This is a genomic window from Spirosoma koreense, assembly GCF_054777875.1.
This window is the reverse complement of the sequence record NZ_BAAHAC010000003.1, coordinates 63547-81653: the sequence shown is the minus strand read 5'-3', so window position 1 is coordinate 81653 and position 18107 is coordinate 63547. Positions and strand designations below refer to the sequence as shown.

Annotated in this window: 18 protein-coding genes; 10 read left to right on the top strand and 8 right to left on the bottom strand. The window is 52.3% G+C overall.

What is annotated here, in order from left to right:
* Window positions 1-165: 165 nt before the first annotated feature.
* The 4 genes from ACYVC2_RS03815 to ACYVC2_RS03800 all read right to left on the bottom strand — a co-directional run bounded on the left by ACYVC2_RS03815 (window position 166) and on the right by ACYVC2_RS03800 (window position 5166).
* Complete coding sequence (locus ACYVC2_RS03815) at window positions 166-3282, bottom strand: PD-(D/E)XK nuclease family protein (protein WP_461100962.1); 3117 nt, start codon at window positions 3280-3282, stop codon at window positions 166-168.
* Between the two features lie 70 nt (window positions 3283-3352).
* On the bottom strand, window positions 3353-4192 hold the full coding sequence (locus ACYVC2_RS03810) for a zeta toxin family protein (protein WP_461100961.1): 840 nt from the start codon (window positions 4190-4192) through the stop codon (window positions 3353-3355).
* 6 nt (window positions 4193-4198) lie between these two features.
* Complete coding sequence (locus tag ACYVC2_RS03805; protein WP_461100960.1) at window positions 4199-4561, bottom strand: hypothetical protein; 363 nt, start codon at window positions 4559-4561, stop codon at window positions 4199-4201.
* A gap of 8 nt (window positions 4562-4569) precedes the next feature.
* A complete protein-coding gene (locus ACYVC2_RS03800) occupies window positions 4570-5166 on the bottom strand; it encodes a MiaE family protein (protein WP_461100959.1) in 597 nt (198 codons plus the stop codon).
* A gap of 111 nt (window positions 5167-5277) precedes the next feature.
* Between ACYVC2_RS03800 and msrA the strand changes: the two genes are divergently transcribed.
* The 9 genes from msrA (at window position 5278) to ACYVC2_RS03755 (ending at window position 14021) form a co-directional block, all read left to right on the top strand.
* A complete protein-coding gene (gene msrA, locus ACYVC2_RS03795) occupies window positions 5278-5940 on the top strand; it encodes a peptide-methionine (S)-S-oxide reductase MsrA (protein ID WP_461100958.1) in 663 nt (220 codons plus the stop codon).
* Window positions 5941-6074: 134 nt separating this feature from the next.
* Window positions 6075-6800 carry a hypothetical protein gene (locus tag ACYVC2_RS03790; RefSeq protein ID WP_461100957.1) on the top strand — a complete coding sequence of 242 codons (726 nt, stop codon included), beginning with the start codon at window positions 6075-6077 and terminating at the stop codon, window positions 6798-6800.
* Between the two features lie 75 nt (window positions 6801-6875).
* Complete coding sequence (locus tag ACYVC2_RS03785; RefSeq protein WP_461100956.1) at window positions 6876-7889, top strand: hypothetical protein; 1014 nt, start codon at window positions 6876-6878, stop codon at window positions 7887-7889.
* Window positions 7890-7981: 92 nt separating this feature from the next.
* Window positions 7982-9034 carry a hypothetical protein gene (locus ACYVC2_RS03780; protein ID WP_461100955.1) on the top strand — a complete coding sequence of 351 codons (1053 nt, stop codon included), beginning with the start codon at window positions 7982-7984 and terminating at the stop codon, window positions 9032-9034.
* Between the two features lie 519 nt (window positions 9035-9553).
* The gene (locus ACYVC2_RS03775; RefSeq protein WP_461100954.1) at window positions 9554-9973 is read left to right on the top strand and encodes a hypothetical protein; all 420 of its coding nucleotides are present in this window, start codon (window positions 9554-9556) and stop codon (window positions 9971-9973) included.
* Window positions 9974-10084: 111 nt separating this feature from the next.
* Window positions 10085-10684, top strand: coding sequence for a phosphatase PAP2 family protein (locus ACYVC2_RS03770; RefSeq protein ID WP_461100953.1), 600 nt, complete (start codon window positions 10085-10087; stop codon window positions 10682-10684).
* A 418-nt stretch (window positions 10685-11102) separates the two neighbouring features.
* Window positions 11103-11792 carry a hypothetical protein gene (locus tag ACYVC2_RS03765; RefSeq protein WP_461100952.1) on the top strand — a complete coding sequence of 230 codons (690 nt, stop codon included), beginning with the start codon at window positions 11103-11105 and terminating at the stop codon, window positions 11790-11792.
* A complete protein-coding gene (locus tag ACYVC2_RS03760; protein ID WP_461100951.1) occupies window positions 11779-13443 on the top strand; it encodes a S8 family serine peptidase in 1665 nt (554 codons plus the stop codon). Before ACYVC2_RS03765 ends, ACYVC2_RS03760 begins: the two co-directional genes overlap by 14 nt.
* Before the next feature lie 77 nt (window positions 13444-13520).
* Window positions 13521-14021, top strand: a complete 501-nt coding sequence (locus ACYVC2_RS03755) for an O-acetyl-ADP-ribose deacetylase (protein ID WP_461100950.1) — start codon at window positions 13521-13523, stop codon at window positions 14019-14021.
* Between the two features lie 27 nt (window positions 14022-14048).
* Here the strand turns inward: ACYVC2_RS03755 and ACYVC2_RS03750 are convergent, their stop codons facing one another.
* Both ACYVC2_RS03750 and ACYVC2_RS03745 read right to left on the bottom strand, forming a co-directional pair.
* On the bottom strand, window positions 14049-14465 hold the full coding sequence (locus ACYVC2_RS03750) for a hypothetical protein (RefSeq protein ID WP_461100949.1): 417 nt from the start codon (window positions 14463-14465) through the stop codon (window positions 14049-14051).
* Window positions 14466-14542: 77 nt separating this feature from the next.
* Complete coding sequence (locus ACYVC2_RS03745; protein ID WP_461100948.1) at window positions 14543-15118, bottom strand: NUDIX hydrolase; 576 nt, start codon at window positions 15116-15118, stop codon at window positions 14543-14545.
* Window positions 15119-15177: 59 nt separating this feature from the next.
* Here ACYVC2_RS03745 and ACYVC2_RS03740 point away from each other — a divergent pair, with 59 nt between their 5' ends.
* Window positions 15178-16080, top strand: coding sequence for a DUF2911 domain-containing protein (locus ACYVC2_RS03740; protein WP_461100947.1), 903 nt, complete (start codon window positions 15178-15180; stop codon window positions 16078-16080).
* Window positions 16081-16299: 219 nt separating this feature from the next.
* Here the strand turns inward: ACYVC2_RS03740 and ACYVC2_RS03735 are convergent, their stop codons facing one another.
* Both ACYVC2_RS03735 and ACYVC2_RS03730 read right to left on the bottom strand, forming a co-directional pair.
* Window positions 16300-17982 (bottom strand): sodium:solute symporter family protein, encoded by a 1683-nt coding sequence (locus tag ACYVC2_RS03735; protein ID WP_461100946.1) that lies wholly within the window; start codon window positions 17980-17982, stop codon window positions 16300-16302.
* Window positions 17979-18104 carry a hypothetical protein gene (locus ACYVC2_RS03730; protein WP_461100944.1) on the bottom strand — a complete coding sequence of 42 codons (126 nt, stop codon included), beginning with the start codon at window positions 18102-18104 and terminating at the stop codon, window positions 17979-17981. The genes ACYVC2_RS03735 and ACYVC2_RS03730 overlap by 4 nt, the downstream gene beginning before the upstream one ends.
* Window positions 18105-18107: the final 3 nt, after the last annotated feature.

Sequence of the window (18107 nt, the reverse complement as noted above, 5' to 3'; positions counted from 1 at the left end):
TTATTACTTTTTTCAATTCAGGTTGTATTCAAACGGGAAAGGCTGATCGCGCTACGATCAGCCTTTTTTTATGGGCTGGCGTAGGGTATGGGAAAGGGTATAGGGGTAAGGGCATAGGGTGGAGTGACTATTCCCTATGCCCTTACCCCTATACCCTACGCTACCTCACCGACCGCAAATGCCCTTAAAATCACAGTATTGGCAGGTTTCGAGCTGATCGGTCTTCGTAAAGGGTTGGTTCGGGTCAAGAATCTGCCGAACCAGTTGCCGCAGCAATACCTCCGAATCGTGAATGTACTGAGCCGGATCGTCGTTATCGCCGAAGCGTACAGGGTTGGTTTTAAAGCCTCCCGAAATATCACGAAACGAATAAAAACCCGCTTCGACCGGGAGTCCCTGCGCCGGAAAAATATCCTGCTTTGCCTTATCGCGTGGCAGACCTCCGTAGTCGCGGATGTTCTTGAGTGTCAGGTATCGATAGAGCCATAACTGCCGCATTTTATCCTCCCGACCATCGCTCAGCAGTTTCTCCGGTAAATCTTTGGGCGTTTTGTCCGACAGATCGACTTTACCCGTTTTGTAGTCCACGATCCGAATCTGATCACCATACTTCTCGATCCGGTCAATCTTCCCGGCGATCCGGACGTGGAGGGTTTTATGCCCATCGAGGGGCACATCCAGCGTGGTTTCCAGCGTCTGTTCCGTACTGATCACCACCAGGCCCTGCAACGCATTCTGCTTTTGCTGAAAATCGAGCATGAGTTTTTGCGCCAATTCATACAACAGCAGATTCATCCCCGACTCAATGACCCGCCCTTTCATCGAGCGGGCAAATTCTTCCTCCAGCAGTTGCTTGATGATCGACTCGTCGATAGGCCGGTTCTTCAGCCGGTAGTCTTCATCGAGTCGTTCCATAACCTTATGCAGCCAGCTCCCGAACTCGGCCGCGCCCATTTTCTCCTCAATGTCTTCTTCCTCACTGATGCTGACGACCCGACTGAAATAAAACCGCATGGAACAGCTGACAAACTGGTTCAGGTAAGAGGGGTACAGGCCCCGCGTAGTCAGCAGAGTGATCAGTTTTTCGCGAATGTCCTGCGTTTTGGGCACAGTCAGCCCGGTCAGGTCGGCCACGCGCGCGGCTCCAGGCTGCCCAAAACGTACGGTTGGGTAGCTGACCCGGATTCGGCCTTTAGCCTGGGGCACCAGCTCGTGTTCGATCTGCCGGATAAACCGGCTGGGTTCGCCCTTGCTGTTCCCATAGGCATCGGTCGACGTGGTGTGCAGCAGCACGATATCGCTGGCCCGTTGTAGGAGTCGGTAGAAGTGATACGCCATCACCGCTTCCTGATCGCGATAGGTGGGCAGCTTCAGTTCAGCGGCAATGTCGAAGGGGATCAGCGAGTTTTGTCGGCGCGCCTGGGGCAATACGCCCTCATTCACCGACAGTATGATGACCCGGTCAAAATCCAGCGCCCGCGTTTCGAGCATGCCCATGATCTGAAGCGGACTCTTCCCTTCGCTCGTAAACGGAATGCTCGTCTGCCGAATCAGCTCGTACAGAAACTGCCGAAAGCTGCGTACGGTGACGGGCGTTGACGGGGGCAGAGGGGAAAGGGCATAGGCAGACGAATTTGATGTGTTAGCTGCCCTCTGCCCTATGCTCTCTGCCCTGCGCTTTATGCCCTCACTCCCCTGCCGGTCCAGCGTGGCTTCCAGTTGCCGGAGCAGGGTAAAAAACAAATACAGGTATTCAATCTCGATGGCATCCTGGCTGGTGCGGTAAACATCGCGCAACAGCTCGATCAGGTTATAAAAGGTCTGAATGGCCTTCATGGGATCCTCGTTAGGCCAGCGGGCAAACAGCACCTGCACCAGCGGATCATGCTGGCCTAGTTCCAGCAGTTCGTGCTCAGTCAGGTAAACGCGCTGGTCTTTTACGATCACTTTTGCCATCCACTGAAACAGCGGCTCCGGCGGAAATACCTCGCCTGACTCCGACACGCTGCCTGGCCATTGCAATGCCCGGATGCGCTCATACTGCTTGACAAACGGGTGATTGAGCACCTTGGCGACGTGACGGTGGTGAAATTTGGGAATCTTCAGGTCGCGGCCGTCGCGGGTCCGAAATTCGTGCACCGTCCGCTGCATCTCAAACAGAGTATCGATCAGGGTAAACAACAACGACGACCGCAGCGACAACCCCATCGTCACGTTCAGGTCGGTTACACTTTCGTCGAGCGCGTACAGCACCGGCACCAGCAGGGTTTCGTCGGCCAGTACGATGGCGGTTTTAAGGCGCGGGGCAGAGGGCAGAGGGGTAAGCGTATGGGCTGTAGAATACTCCTCCGCCCTCTGCCCTTTCCCCTCTACCCCACCCCAGTCGCTGTACAGCTTACCAGCTACCTTAGCCTGCATGCTGGCGTTGGGTACACCAACGATTCGGATATTTTTTTCGGTGCCCAGCAGGTTGTTGGACAGTTGAGCCAGATCTTCCCGGTTTTGTTTCGAGAAAAACCAGCCATTTTTTTGGTACTGCCGTAAAAACTCGCCCGCTTCCTGTCGAGGGTCAGTTATGTAATATCGGTCGGCATCCCAGATCAGTTCGGCTTTCTGCGCGTCGACCAACACGCGAATGATTTGTTCTTCCGCACGACTGAGGGCGTTGAAGCCCACAAAATAAACCCGCTCATACGCCAGATTATCCCGGATCAGGGTTTCGACGTTCTGCGCCAGTAGCCGGTAGGCCATCCCCCGATACGCCAGCCCTTGTTCTGTCAGGCGCTGATGTAGGGCATTGTACGCTGTATGCAGGTTTTCGAACAGTTTGAAATACCGGGCGGTACCGGGCGTTTCGACGATGGGCTGCGCCGTTGCGGGCCGATCTACCTCCCAACGTTCGAGGGCTTTGGCAGCGGTCAGATAACTGAACAGTTCATTGGGGCTGACCATATACTGATCGATGCGGTCGAAATCAGCCAGCAGTATAGGAGCCCAGCCGATAAACTGCTCGAACTCAACCAGCGGGTCAATTTCCCGGAAGACATCATATAACTCGAACAGCAGGCTGACCGAATCGATCAGTTGCACATCAGCCGCCTGGGTAATGAAATCATCGACAGCCAGCGTGTGGGGAGCCAGAAAAGGGCGGTCGGAGAGTGCGGCCAGCTCGTCAAGAAAAACGGATACGGCCCGGCGCGTCGGCAAAATCACCCAGACGTCGCTCAGGCTGGGGCCGTGGGTGTCGAAAATACGCTGGGCCGTTTGTTGAAGAAAAGTCAACCGTTGTGTATCATTAGTCGTTCATCAAATTTAGCACATCCGGGTCATTCTTTCGCCTGACGACGACGAACTATTGCCTGAACTGTTCAATAAACGTGGTGATTTGGCTCAGATAATCGAGATTTGTTTCGCCCCGCCGACGGGCTAATTCATTGAGCACAACCCATTGTTGATGGTAAAATTGCCGATCAAAAACCGGCTGGCGAAGGCGCTCAAATTCAAGTACGAAATCAATAGGTTTTGCAGGAACGTAGGTATGATCCAGACCAACCTGTAACTGGCCATCAGACTGGCGGCTGTAAACAACAATACGATCAATGAGCCGATTGGCGTCCGCCCGGGTCAAGTTTATTGGAATTTGCCGGTATGCTTCATCGTGAACTTCAATCGGCGAGAATCGCCCCACGCCGGTTCGTTGTTTATCACCTTCAAATCGCTGAAATATGCCGAGCAGGCTATCCTCACGCGCAACAGCGAGCACATGAGCCTCGCATTGAAAACCAGCTTTTTTCAGTTCAGATGCCGTTCGTTCGATGACGGCATAGGTACGCATCGTGCCTTCAATAATGAAATTACAGCGTAATCGTAGACACTCTGCTTTCAGATAGTCGACTAAGGTGTTAGAAAATGCCTGAGTATATTTGGGAGCCTCCTGGCCATACTCTTCTTCTATCTCCTGCGCCCGGGGATGGTATTGACGATATTCATCTCCGTTAATAGGAGTAAAGTCAATTTTAGGATTAGCTCGTTGAATATACTCAAACAGACGAGTCTTTCCCGAAGCAGGCTGACCACCCAAAAGGACTCCAAGCGGAGTTTGGTTGAAAATAGGCTTAGATAAGAGATGTTGTCCAGTCAGCCGTCTTTTTGCTCTTTCTAATTCTTTTGGAGAAAATTCGTGCAATAGCATAGCCAATTATGCAAACGACTTAAGCGTTTTCAATCGTCCTTTGATGTAAGGAGCATATTGATTCGTCACTTTCTCTATCAATTCAGCTTTGTTGTCTCCACGATAGATTTGACGTATTTCGGCTTGAAGTGCTGCAATTCGCCCGCTATGGAACTGGTAGTCAGCATTGGCCTGCACTTCGTGGCTCTTCTCATCAAGACCAACGCTCTCAAATGCATCCAGCACAGCTATAAGTGACCGATTCTGATCAGCAATCATCTTTCCAATGATTTCGATCGCTATGTCATCCTGTATCCAGGGTAATACCTGCATTTCCATCATACGAGTCGTTTTGTAAGCCTTTTCCTCAAATGTAACGAAAAAAGTCAATCGGTTGATCAGTGCATCCGGTCGCCCCGTACTTCCAGATTCGCCATGATGTCGGCTTCGACGGCCAGGAACTCCTTCCAGCGCGCCCGAACGCGTTCGGCGGGTAAATACGTCTCCGCCAGTTCGATAAAATTGCGGTAATGTCCGGCTTCCGAGATCATCAACTCGCGGTAAAACTTCTGCAGACCTTCGTCGGCGATGTGCTCAGACAGTAGCTTGAAGCGCTCGCAGCTCCGGGCTTCGATCAGCGCGTTCATCAGCAGGTTATCCATCAATTGTTCCTGCTGATCGCCGATGGACCGGCGCAGGCGCGTACGCAACTGATTGACGTACTCATCCTTTCGCTGACGGCCGAGCGGGATGTTCCGCTTGCGCAGTTCCTTGAGTACCCGCTGAAAATGCCCCCATTCTTCGGCCACAACGGGCGTCAATACCTCCACCAGTTCGGCTTTGTCGGAGTATTGTACAATCAGCGAAATGCAGGACGAAGCGGCTTTCTGCTCGCAGTAAGCATGGTCGATCAGAATTTCGCCGATGTTCATTTCGGCAATGTTGACCCAGCGCGGATCGGTGGGCAGTTCGAGACCGAGCGTCGTTAACGTCATAAGTCGTTGGTCGATAAGCAATGGTTAGACAAAGGTAAGGACTTACGGCTGGATTGCTGAAGCCGCAACATCGACGGGTGTTTTTTTGTTGTTGACGAACAGTCCGCTCCTATGAAATTACTCGCCCGTACCGTTCTCCTGCTGGCCCTACTCGTCGGTTTCAGCCGCTGCAATCAGCAGCCGGAAACCAAAACCAGTACGGTTATCGACATCAATCCGGCCACATTACCAGCCTTGCGGCCGGGCGAAGCGGTGGCTACGGTGGCGGGTGGCTGTTTCTGGGCGGTGCAGGAAGAAATGAAGTCGCTGAAAGGTGTGCATGCGGCCATTTCCGGTTATGCGGGTAGCGACCTGGAGTACCCTACCTACGAACAGGTGAGTACGGATCAGACGGGCCATGCCGAAAGTGTGCAGGTCTATTACGATCCGGCGGTGATCTCCTACGATGTGCTTTTAGACGCTTTTTTTGCCGGTCACGACGCCACGCAGTTGAATCGGCAGGGGCCCGACGTGGGCAAGCATTACCGCTCAGTCGTTTTTTACCGAACTCCCGACGAGAAAGCCCGGATCGAAGCCGCCATTCGACGTGAACAGCAGCACCACAAAGCGCCGATTGTTACGCAGGTTGTTCCATTCGTGGCTTTTTATCCCGCCGAAATGTACCACCAGGACTATTACCGCCATAACCCGTATAACCTGTATATCCATCTTGTTTCCGAGCCGAAAGTGGAAAAATTCCGGGAGCGGATGGCAGGCCACCTGCAGGCTGAATAAGTTTGTACTGGTTAACATTCGGCCTGTCCTGCGACATTTTGTCAAGTCCCGCAACCGTTCGGCTTAAACCCATGCGGTCGGATCGAACAGAACCTTGTAACATTGCTTCGTCTTTCACCAATCGACAGACAATTATGCCAGAACCTGATAAATCAATCGGTCGTAAAATCCTGAGTTTCTTCATCAAAGACGACGAAACCGGAACCGTCTCAACCGGCACGCCACCAGCCGCATCGGCCCCCGTGGTTCCCCGACCAGCCGCTGCTGCACCGGATCAACCCGTCAGTCCAACAGGGACCGGTCGCCCGGCAGAAGGCGCTACCAGCAGTCCGGCAGGAACCGTGGACCCGAAGTTTGCCGAACATCTGGCGAACGTGCTGGCGCAGAATAACCCACCCGGTCCTGATTATTTTGAGTTTCGGGAAACACTGCGGAGCCTGACGAACCTGGGCTTGCCCGAAGACAAACAATTTCAGGCGGCCTGGGCTAGTTTTAAAGCCCTGGGTGGACCGGCCGATGTTACCGCTTTGACAAATACGGCAAATGGGTATATTGCAGCCCTGAACAAAGACCGCGATGCGTTCGGAAAAAGCGTGGAAGCGACCTTAACCGAACGGGTCGGTGGCTTACAGAACGAACAGAAGCGGCTTCAGGCGGAAAACGAATCGCTGGCGAAGCAGTTGGTCGAGATTCAGAAACAAATCGACGCCAATACCAACCGGTTGTCGGCTATAACCGGCGACATCGGCCAGCAGAGTGCGAAGATTACGCAGAATCAGCAAAATTACGAAACGACTTTCGCACACTTTCTGGGCCAGATCAAGGATGACATCGCTAAAATGACTCATTACTTAAAATAAGTTTTACGTGGTTGGCCAACACCGACAGGTAAGCCAACTACGAACCATCAAAAACCTTAAACCGAAAACGAAACAATGGCAACTCCTGATTTTTCTCAACTTGGTGGTGGTGCAGAACCCGAGAAGCGTTCGTTCTGGAGCCGCCCCGAAGGGGTACTGGGCATGATCGTACTAGCGGGCGTAGCGGGCTTTGGCCTGGTCTATTTCAACCGAATCATCGAGTTTCTGATTCGCGCTACGTCGAACATTCTCGAACTGGCGCTGCTGCTGGGCGCGCTGGGTGTGCTGATCTTTCTGTTTACGAGCAAAGATGTTCGCACGGCGATATTCTTCCTGTTCAAATCGCTGATGCGGAGTATCACCGGAACCGTCATTCAACTAAACCCGATCGCGATTATGAAAATCTACATTCAGGATCTGAAAGAGAAACGCGAGAAGATGCAGGGCCAGATCAACACGCTGGCTGGGCAACTGGTGAAGCTGAACAAGAAAATCAACGAGAACAACGAAACCATCAAGCAGAAATTTGCCGAAGCCAACAAGGCTAACTCGCTGACCGACCGGCCGGGCATGCGCGAAGCCGCCCAACTGGCCACCATCGAAGGCGCGGGTCTGCAGGAAATGAACGAGAAGCTGCTGCCATTGCAGCGGAATATGAAGCAGGTGCTGGCATTCATGGAAAAAGTAAACCAGAGCGCCGACTACATCATCAAGGAAACCGAAATTAAGGTGCGCCTGAAAGAAACCGAATACCAGATCGTCAAGGAAAGCTCCAGTGCGCTTAAGACGGCCGTCAGCATTTTTAAAGGCGACCCCGACAAACGGTTTTATTTCGACCAGTCGATGGAATACATTCAGGACGATATGAGCATGAAGCTGGGTGAGATGAAGCGGGCGATGGATTTATCGATGGACTTCATCAACGGCGTCGATATTCAGAACGGGATTTTGTCCGACAAGGGCGAAGCGCTGCTCGAAGCCTACAACAAAGGTGAGTTCAGGATGGTCCAGTTGGACGCGCCTGCGCAACCCGTCATTACCGGCCCCAATCCGGCCAAAGACGCGGGTTACCGGAACCTGCTCGATTAATTTACAATGAGCGCATGAGTGCATGAGCGAATAATCACTCGTCCGCTTTTATTGATACATTCGCTCATTCACTCATTCAAAATTATAACTCCATGCAACGTTTAACCGTAGCCGGCCGGCTGCTTATCACGGGCCTGATTCTGGCCGCCATTTTCTTCGCGTTCCGTTATTTCGGCGGCAACGAAGCCCTCCGCAAGCTTCAGCCGAAAGACAAAGAATATTCGGAGTCGCAAACCATGCCACGGACCGACAACGAAACGGCCAAAGAATCCGTCGATGAATCCAGTGCGTCGTCTTCATCGTCGGGCTCGTCCGATGAAGCCTCCAGCAGCCAGTCGGGGCCGGCGTTTACATACACGGCTCCGGAGCCAGAAAATGGTCAACTGAAAGGCGTCGTCGAGCTGGGAGCCAGTGGGTTCAACTCATTCATCGTTCGCATCGACGACCAGAAGCGCTGGAAGCTCGAAAAAGCTGAGTTCGGCAACAGCCTGGTGCTGGAAAACATGGCTACCGATACCGATATTCGGTCGGGACTGAAAAGCTACATCGGTAAAATGCTCGATTTTGGCGTCAGCGGACGTAATATTCAGTTTGTGGTAAGTTCAGGTGCCGTCAAGGCCGAAGTCACGCAAAAGATTATCAAGGCGCTCAAATCACTGAACTACGTCGTTAATACCGTTACGCCGGAACAGGAAGGCTCGCTGGGCTTGCGGGCAGTACTGCCGACCGAATTTTACGACAACTCGTTCGTAACAGACATCGGTTCGGGGAACACCAAGATTTCGTGGAAAGAAGGTAGCTCGACGAAGGCGCTGGAAACCTATGGAGCGAAATATTTCGAAAGCGGCACCAGCGATGGCACCGTTTATGACGAAGTCAAAGCAAAAGCCAAACAAATCCCTTCCGATCACCGCAAAACCTGTTTCATCATTGGCGGGGTGCCGTTCGAACTGGCCAAGTCAGTCCGGAAAGGCAAAGAGCGGTATACTGTTCTGGACGCTCCATCGGCCTATAAACTCGACAATGCCAAGTCGAAGGCCGGGCTGAACATCTACAAGTCCATTGCCGACGCGACCGGCTGCAACCAGTTCGTCTTCGATTGGGACGCTAACTTCACCATCGGGTACTTGCTGACGCTTAAATAGCAGCGGGCAGAAAGGTAAGGGCAGGGGTTGCGGGAATGGCGCGGTTTCAAACTGCCCTGCCCCGCAACCTCTGTTCATTATATAGCTTTTTGCGTGAAGAAAAATAAAGGCTACCGGCAAGCGTGCCACGATTTGGAACCGGGACACGCCTGCTTTAATCATGTCCATCGCCGTTGCACTGAATCGGGGAATTCTGCAAAAAGTACGACACGGGTGGTCAGTTGTTTCTGTCATCCAATAATTCACGTTTGGCCGCTACCGTCATTTGAGAGAAATCCGCCTTACAAACTCAGGCGTATCACTGAAAATTGGACATAGTCCGCCGTAACGACCGTCTGCGACTGCGGTTGGGCGGAGCCAGAGCCGCCTGTGCGGATAACAAGTTCAGATCGAGATAGCTCGAATTCACGCCATTGGCAGAAGTTCGGCAACCATCCCTTGAAACGGGCGTTTACCGAAACAGTATGTAGCTCGTACTACCGTACTTTGGCTAACATATAATAAATTATACAAGTAAGTATGAAGGTAGTAGCTATAGTGTTGTATTTGTTGGTATCGTACACTCATCAGATAGCTGGGCAAAGTCAACCGACTGCCAAAGTTTATTTTTACTGCTTACCATCCAATTCGTTAATCATTACGCAGGCCCCCGATAAAAAAATTAAAATTGGCAACTGCACATTACTGGAAACAAATATCGACAGCATAGGCATTGAGCTGACCAGAGGGAAAATAGTTTATCTGCATTTTGAATTAGGTAAGAGCTACTATTATCAGCGCATTCTCAGCAGTTTGAACAATATACGGTCAACAGGTGCTCTAATTTCTTCAACAGAAGAGGCCTTTTGGCTTAGCACCTATTTTTCAGGAATGGGCACTTATAGACATTACTTTCTAGATACGAAATCGGGGCTGCGGCTCATCGAAGAAAAAAAGTAAATCAATTGGATGATTAACATACTAGTAACAGTATAACAAAAGATCCTGAAGATAAACTTATGAGCAGTAACTCGCCCCCTACTGTTTAGTAGTCCTCCAACGTGCTTACTTATGAAACCTGTTTCCCCCTTTATCTACCGCATAGCAAAAGCCCTCTCCATTCTAGGACATCCTCTGCTTACAATTTCCTTATTTGCCCTCTGTCTAACGTTCCAACGGTTACCTATCGGAAATGCCATGGTCATCTCCGCACTGCTACTTGGTGGTGTGGTGATACCGATCTCATGGTATAATTACCAACAAGTAAAGCGGGGTCAGTACACTGATTTTGATGTGTCCGATCAAAGACAACGCGCTCAATTCTATCCAGTCCTGATTGGGTCAATAGCTCTGATGACAGTACTTTTGTTTGCTACTCATCAACCCCGCCCCATTTCCTATGGAACAGCCTGCGGCCTGCTGTTGGTTGTTAGTTCGTACGGGGTAAATAAGTATTTAAAAGTGTCTTTACATACCTCACTTTCCTTTTTCCTGACTTGGGCGATTTATAGTATCAATCAACCTTTGGGATTAGTGATGGGGGGGTTCTCGATCTTAATTGGAGTCTCCAGACTGGTGTTAGGAAGACATACCTTACTGGAGATCCTGGTAGGGGCATTGATTGGCTTGATAGCAGGAACCGGCTTATACAGAGTTACCGTATTGACATAATTCAGGTGGCGGTTGCAAAAGTAAATAAGTCGCTCAGGGAGCCGGAAATCAATTCATATTTTTGATTCTTTTGAGTCAGAAGACGGCCGTTTAAAGACCTAAATTCTGGCCAGTTCTGGGTGTTGCAACAGCCACTGGCAATATCCCATAATTAATCAGACGAGCACTACTATTCATAATATTAAAAAGCCCCTTTTTTCTGTTCTATAATCCGTTATATGTCGGCCAAAGTACGAGCTAAATCCTTATCTACCCTTCGTCTCCTCAAACGCTCATATTCCTGAGACGTCTTTATACACCGATGACACAAACGGCGAATTATCAGGGCGCCCCGTGGCGTACTTTTCTGCAGAACGACGTGGAATTTGTCCGCACGGTATAAACCCATTATCTTCAAACGTTTATATCCTCTCAGCTTATGCCGGTTCGTATTGGCTCACTTCTGGTTGTCGCTTTCGTTTGTTTTCGATGTCAGTCGTCAACAACCGAACCAGTTACGATCGATAGCAGCTATTTTCCGCTGGAAACAGGCCGATACATTATTTACGACGTGCAGGAGCAGCAATACCGCCTGAACGCAGCGCCTACCGAGCGAACTTATCAGTTGAAAGAGCAGATCGGCGAAGCGTACAGCGATGTGGAGGGACAGCAGTCATATCGGCTGATGCGCTACCGCCGAGCCAAAGAAACAGAGCCCTGGCAGGCCGATTCGGTCTGGTCGGTCCGGCTTTTTCACGACGAAGCGATCCGCGCCGAAAACGGAAAGGATTTTGTCAAACTGGTGTTTCCTGTCATGAACCGGCTTAGCTGGAACGGCAACCAGCGAAACGGAGCCGATCGTGACGACTATGAACTGCGCAACGTTGGGCAGGTTTATTACGTACTGGATAAACCATTCGACCAAACCGCTACGGTCGTGGCGCAGGACGATTCGACACTGACTGCGCAGGATAGACGGCTTGAAGTTTATGCCCGTCAGATTGGGCTTATTTACAAAGAACGCACACAGCTCCAGTTTTGCACCGCTACGCCAGCCTGTCTGGGGCATTCACAAATTGATTATGGGATTCGACAAGTGTACCGCATTCGGACGTATGGAAAAGAATAAGATCGGCTATATTCTCGGGCTGTGGCTGTTGGTTCAGAGCGTGGGGTATGGGCAGGGAAGCAAGTACCTGGTTTTACTGCGCGACAAAGCCAACTCGCCCTATAGCGTCGGCAAACCGGAACAGTTTCTGTCGACCCGATCCATACAGCGTCGTCAGAAACAGAGTATTGCGGTGCAGGAGCGCGACTTTCCCGTCAACCCAGCCTACGTCACGCAGATTCGGCAGGCAGGTGCTACGGTCTGGTTTACCTCGCGCTGGCTCAATGCCGTGCTGGTCGAAGCCAACGACGCGACGATTGCCGCGGTGCAGGCTTTACCGTTTGTGAAAGGACTGGAGTTTGGGCGGGCGCTGAATGCCGTACGGCCCATCGATCAGCCCCGGATCAAATCCGTCGAAGCGACCAATTCGGCCCGACGGGCTGCCGATACCCCGCTGGACTACGGCACCTCGACCAATCAGATTACCCAGATTGGGGTCGATAAAATGCACCAGCAGGGTTACCACGGCGAAGGCATGCTGATCGGCATACTGGATGCCGGCTTTCAAAATGCCAATACCGTGAGTTTCCTGAAACCGGTCTTCGACGAAAAACGCGTACTGGCCACCTACGATTTTGTGGCGAAGGAAACCAGCGTTTACGAAGATGCCTCCCACGGTATGGAAGTGCTATCGACCATAGCCGCCACAGCCGATAAACAACTGTACGGTACAGCCTATAAAGCGTCGTTCATTCTGCTTCGCACGGAAGATGATCCCACGGAGAAACAGATTGAAGAAGCCAACTGGCTGTTGGGGGCTGAATATGCCGACAGCGCGGGCGTCGATGTCATCAGTTCATCGCTGGGTTATACCGAGTTCGATAATACGGCTGCCAGTTATACGTATCAGAACCTGGATGGAAAAACCGCCCTTTGCACCCGAGCGGCTCAGATTGCGACCGAAACCGGCATAGTAGTGGTGGTGGCCGTTGGAAACGATGGCAGTAAGCCCTGGCATTACCTCTCTGTGCCATCCGACGCGGCCTCCGTGCTGGCTATCGGTGCCGTTACCCAGACGGGCATTCAGGCATCGTTCAGTTCGTTCGGCCCCTCGGCGGATGGACGAATAAAGCCCGACCTGGCGGCTCGTGGGCAGGGCGTCGTGATTGGGCTAGCCACCAATACTATAGGACTAGGGAATGGAACTTCCTACGCTACGCCATTGGTAGCGGGGCTGGTAGCGGGTTTCTGGCAGGCGTATCCGAAGCTGACGGCCGCCCAGGTTACCGAGGTTATGCGTCGGTCGGGTAGCCAGTTTGCCACGCCCAACAACGAGTTAGGCTATGGCATTCCGAATTTCGAGCGGGCTTCCACCATAGCTCAGACGCTGGCTCCGTTAGCCACCGATCCGGCGTCGATACCGCTGCTTATTTTCTCGAATCCGTTCAGCGACAACGCACCGTTGAGCATCCAGTTGGAGGGGCTCTCGACCGGTGCGCCAGTCGATGCTTCGCTGACCGACTTAACCGGGCGGGTGCTCTGGCAAAAACGCTATACGACGCCCAGTCAGACATCCGTTGCGGTACCGAACCTCGGATTATCGGCCGGCGTTTACGTCATGACGCTTGTTTCCGGCGACCGAAAACGGACCCTGAAAGTAATAAAACAGTAGACGATGGTTCGCGGTTTCGGGTACAGGATTGGCCGGATGCCGCAGCTTTCATCAGTCCTGCCGTAAACCCTTGAGCCATGGCAACGATTCAGATAATCCAGGGGGATATTACCAAACAGGCGATCGACGCCATTGTCAACGCGGCCAATACCAGTTTGCTCGGGGGTGGCGGTGTCGATGGCGCTATTCATCGCGCTGCCGGTCCCGATTTGGTATTCGAGTGCCGGATGCTGCACGGCTGCAAAACCGGCGATGCAAAGATTACGAAAGGGTATCGGTTACCCGCCAACTACGTGATCCATGCCGTAGGTCCGGTCTGGCGGGGCGGTTCCCACGGTGAGCCAGACCTACTGGCGAGCTGCTATCGCCGGGCACTGGAAATTGCTGCTGGCCAAGGGTTGGCAAGTATTGCCTTTCCAAACATCAGCACCGGTATTTACGGCTATCCAAAAGGCAAAGCGGCCGACGTAGCCATGGCTACTGTCGACCGCTTTCTGGAACAACCGTCCTCCATTCAGGAGATTCGATTCGTATGTTTTGATGCTGAGAACTTGCAGCTCTATCAGGATCGTCTTTAATGAATCACGGCTGGGCGCGACACATTATTATTCACCGATGGTAGTCGAGTCGGCTTTACGCTTCTGCTTTTTAACCAGATACTCATTCCCAGCGCTGGACGAAGCCGGTTCGCTTACCCGCTGGATTTTATAGTTTCGGTCGGCCAGACTGGCCGAGGGCGTATGATCGACCGTAACGCCACCAGCTGGCTGCGCAACGGGCATCTGGTTTTTGTAATTAGCCAGTTGCGCATCGTTAGGCGACGGTTTCCGAACCGGTACGCCTTCCTTCTTCTCCCAGCGACGAGCCGCAGCTGCCATATTAGGGTGTTTATAGTTACTGGTCGAATACATCGGGTTATTGAGCGGCTTGTTCGTCCCGTCGCTTCGTTGATCCTGTGAGTAGGCGTGCCCTGACAGCGCTAATAAGCTCGCGCCGAGGAGCACAATGGTTAACATTTTCATGGCCGTTTCTGAGGTTTTGTTGTAAAACAAATCTATACAATCTGTTCTACATAAAACAATAAAAACAGCTACTATATTTATAGTTTTTCAATAATTTTACGGGCAAGTCTGAAAATAGACGTTGAACTAGTATAAATATTAAGCTTTTCGACAGAAACCCACCGAATATTCTTAATTTCATCAGAATAACCTAATGGCTCATCCGGGTCAGCTTCCAACAGAAAGCGGATGTCATAATGCAGATGCTCGGGCACCCCGTTTCGGGCAGGAATCGGGTGAATATCGACATCGAAAATGGCAGGTGACTCCCCGGCCGGAACCGGTTCGCTGGTGAGAAAAATTAGCCGTAACGAAGTCACCCCGGTTTCTTCCTGCGCTTCGCGTAAGGCCACAGCTGCCACGTCAGGATCGCCGTCGGCATGGCCACCCGGCTGCAACCACCGGTCGAGTTTGCGGTGGTGAATCAACAAAACCTGCTGCCGATCGGGGCTGACCACCCAGGCCGAACCCGTAATGTGCCCGCTCGGTAACGAACGTTCGAAAGCGGCTGGATTAGCTTCTACAAACGCGATCGTGGCTTGGGTCATGGCCCATTCGTTGGCGTCGAGAGGCTGGTGCTGGCGAAGAAGCTGGAGCAGGGATTGGCGGTGCATACTTGGGTTTGTTCATAAAAAGCCGCAATTTGGTGCCGAATTTTCAATACCCCATCGACATGTACAAACCTTTGCTCACCGCCAGTGTGCTTTGCCTGATCACAAAACTGGCTATTGCCCAGATCAAACTGCCTTCGCCCAGTCCTGGTGCTACTGTTATGCAGACGATTGGCACCACAGATGTGACCGTATCCTACTCGCGCCCTGGTCTGAAAGGTCGCCAACCCTTTACCGACAATTTTGTACCTACCGGAAAAGTATGGCGTACGGGTGCCAACGGACCGACTCTGTTTACGTCTACGACCGATCTGAAAGTCAACGGCAAGATGCTACCCGCGGGCAGTTATGCACTTTTATCGATCCCCGAAGACGGTAGCTATACCGTCATTTTCAGCAAGAACAAGACCAGCACGGAAGCAACCTACAAGCAGGAAGAAGATGCGTTGCGAGTCAGTCTGACGCCCGCTGAAAACAGCGAAATGGTTGAAACATTCACCATCGGCTTCAGCGACCTGACCGATAGTACGGCGAAAATGAATTTCCGCTGGGCCAACGCCAAAGCCGATGCAGACCTGAAAGTCGACGTTAATGCCAACGCAGCCGCCAATGTCGATAAAGCCGTTGCCGAGAAGCCCAACGATCCGGACGTTCTTATGGCGGCTGCCAGCTATAACGTGTCTAAAGGGCGAAATCTGGAGCAGTCACTGACCTGGGTCGACAAGGCGATTGCCGCCAAAGAGACCTTCCGGAATCTGTACACCAAATCGCAGATTCTGGCCAAAATGGGCAACTACGCGGAAGCTGCTCCCCTGGCCCAGAAAGCGCTGACGCTGGGACAATCGTCGAACGATCCCGCCTTTGCCTTTTTTAAGGATGGCATCCAGAAAAGCCTCACGGAATATACGGCCAAGTTACCGGCAGCCCCAGCACCGAAGGCTGGAAAGAAAAAAGCGAAAGCGTAACTAATGGTGCTACGGTATAAGAAAGCAGATCGACTCTTCGATCTGCTTTCTTATTTTTAGGCTGTTTAAGCTTTTACATTCGGCATGTACTCAATCAGTATTCAGAGGCTAACGTTGTCATTCCGACGAAGGAGGAATCTTGAGGATTGATTTATTCTAAGATTCCTCCTTCGTCGGAATGACAAAGCCATTTTTGTTCAAAAGCCTAAACAACTCCTTTTATCGGAATACCGTGCGCTGCAGGAGCCAGGCGATCCCAACCACCAGCAGACAGCCAATTGCGTTCAGCCAGAGAAATGCGGTCAGGTCCAGGTACCAACTGGCAAAGACCAGCCCTTCGGCGACAACTGCAGCCCAGAACGTCGCCCGCCCACCGATGGGTTTTACGTAGAACGCAACCACAAAAACTCCCAGAATAACCCCGTAGAACAGAGAACCGAGAATATTGACCGCTTCGATCATACTACCGAACTGGTTGGCAAACTGAGCGACAATGATACAGAACACGCCCCAGCCGATCGTTGCCCAGCGTGATGCGTGCAGGTAATGCGCGTCGCTTCCCTCCTTTCGAATGAGTCGTTTGTACACATCGACCACCGTTGTCGACGCCAGCGAGCTATAAGCCGATGCAATCGACCCCATCGACGCGCTGAAAATGACGGCAATCAGCAGTCCAATCATGCCGTGCGGCAGGTAGTCCAGTACAAACCGCAGAAAAACGTAATTCACATCGCTGGTATCGGCGGCCGGATTATTTTTTTTGATCAGTTTCGTCACATCGTCTTTAACCGCTTTCAGCGCTTCGTCGGTTTGGCGCAGCACCGTTCCGGCGGTTTCCTGCCGGGCTTCGTCACCAGCCTGAAAGGCGGCCTGCATATCGGCCACCGCCCGCTGCCGCTGCGCCGTCAGGTTCTGGTGTTTGATTTCGGCCAGCTGATAGTCGCGGGCGTATGGACTCTGCTTCAGTCCTTCCGTTTCCTGCTTATTGAAGAAAACCGGCGACGGATTGAACTGGTAAAACACGAACACCAGCACCCCTACCAGCAAAATCAGAAACTGCATGGGTACCTTGAGCAACCCGTTCATCAGCAGCCCCAGCCGACTTTGCCCCACCGATTGCCCGGTCAGGTAACGCCCTACCTGCGACTGGTCGGTGCCAAAGTAAGATAACTGCAAAAAGAAGCCCCCGATCAGACCTGACCACAGATTATACCGGCTGTTTGGGTCAAACTTGAGGTCAATCAGGTTCATGCGACCGGCTTTGCCTGCCACGTGCAGCGCATCGACGAACCCGACGCCATCGGGTAGCATCCGAACCGTCAGGTAACCCGCCAGCGCCATCGCAAACGTCACAATGGCCATCTGTTGCAGGTGGGTGTACGATATGGCTTTTGTGCCGCCGGTTACGGTGTAAACGAGCACAATTCCTCCCATCAGCAGATTGGTCCAGTAGATGTTCCAACCCAGAATCGTGGAGAGGATGATGGCAGGGGCGTAGATCGACAGGCCGGTCGATAGCCCCCGCTGGAGCAGAAAAAGGCCCGCCGTCAGGGTACGGACCCGCGTATCGAAGCGATCTTCGAGAAATTCGTAGGCCGTAAAAATCTTTAGCCGGTGGAAAATAGGAACGAACGTAATCGACAGCACCACCATGGCCAATGGCAGGCCGAAATAAAACTGCACGAAGCGCATGCCGTCGGCAAACCCCTGCCCCGGTGCCGACAGAAACGTGACGGCGCTGGCCTGCGTCGCCATCACCGACAGGCCGACGTGATACCAGGGCAGCGATTGACCCGCCAGCAGAAAATCATTCATGCTCTGATTTCCGCGGCTTCGCACGACGCCGTACACCACAATTCCCGACAACGCCAGCGCCAGTACAGCCCAGTCCAGAACGCTCATGATAGCCAGACCATTAGTCCATAAAACAAGGCAATTTCGGCAACCAGGCACCCCATCACAATGGCATAGAGCTGGGGCCAGGAGCGGACAAATGGTGGCAGATCGGTCGGTGGTTCGGGCATACA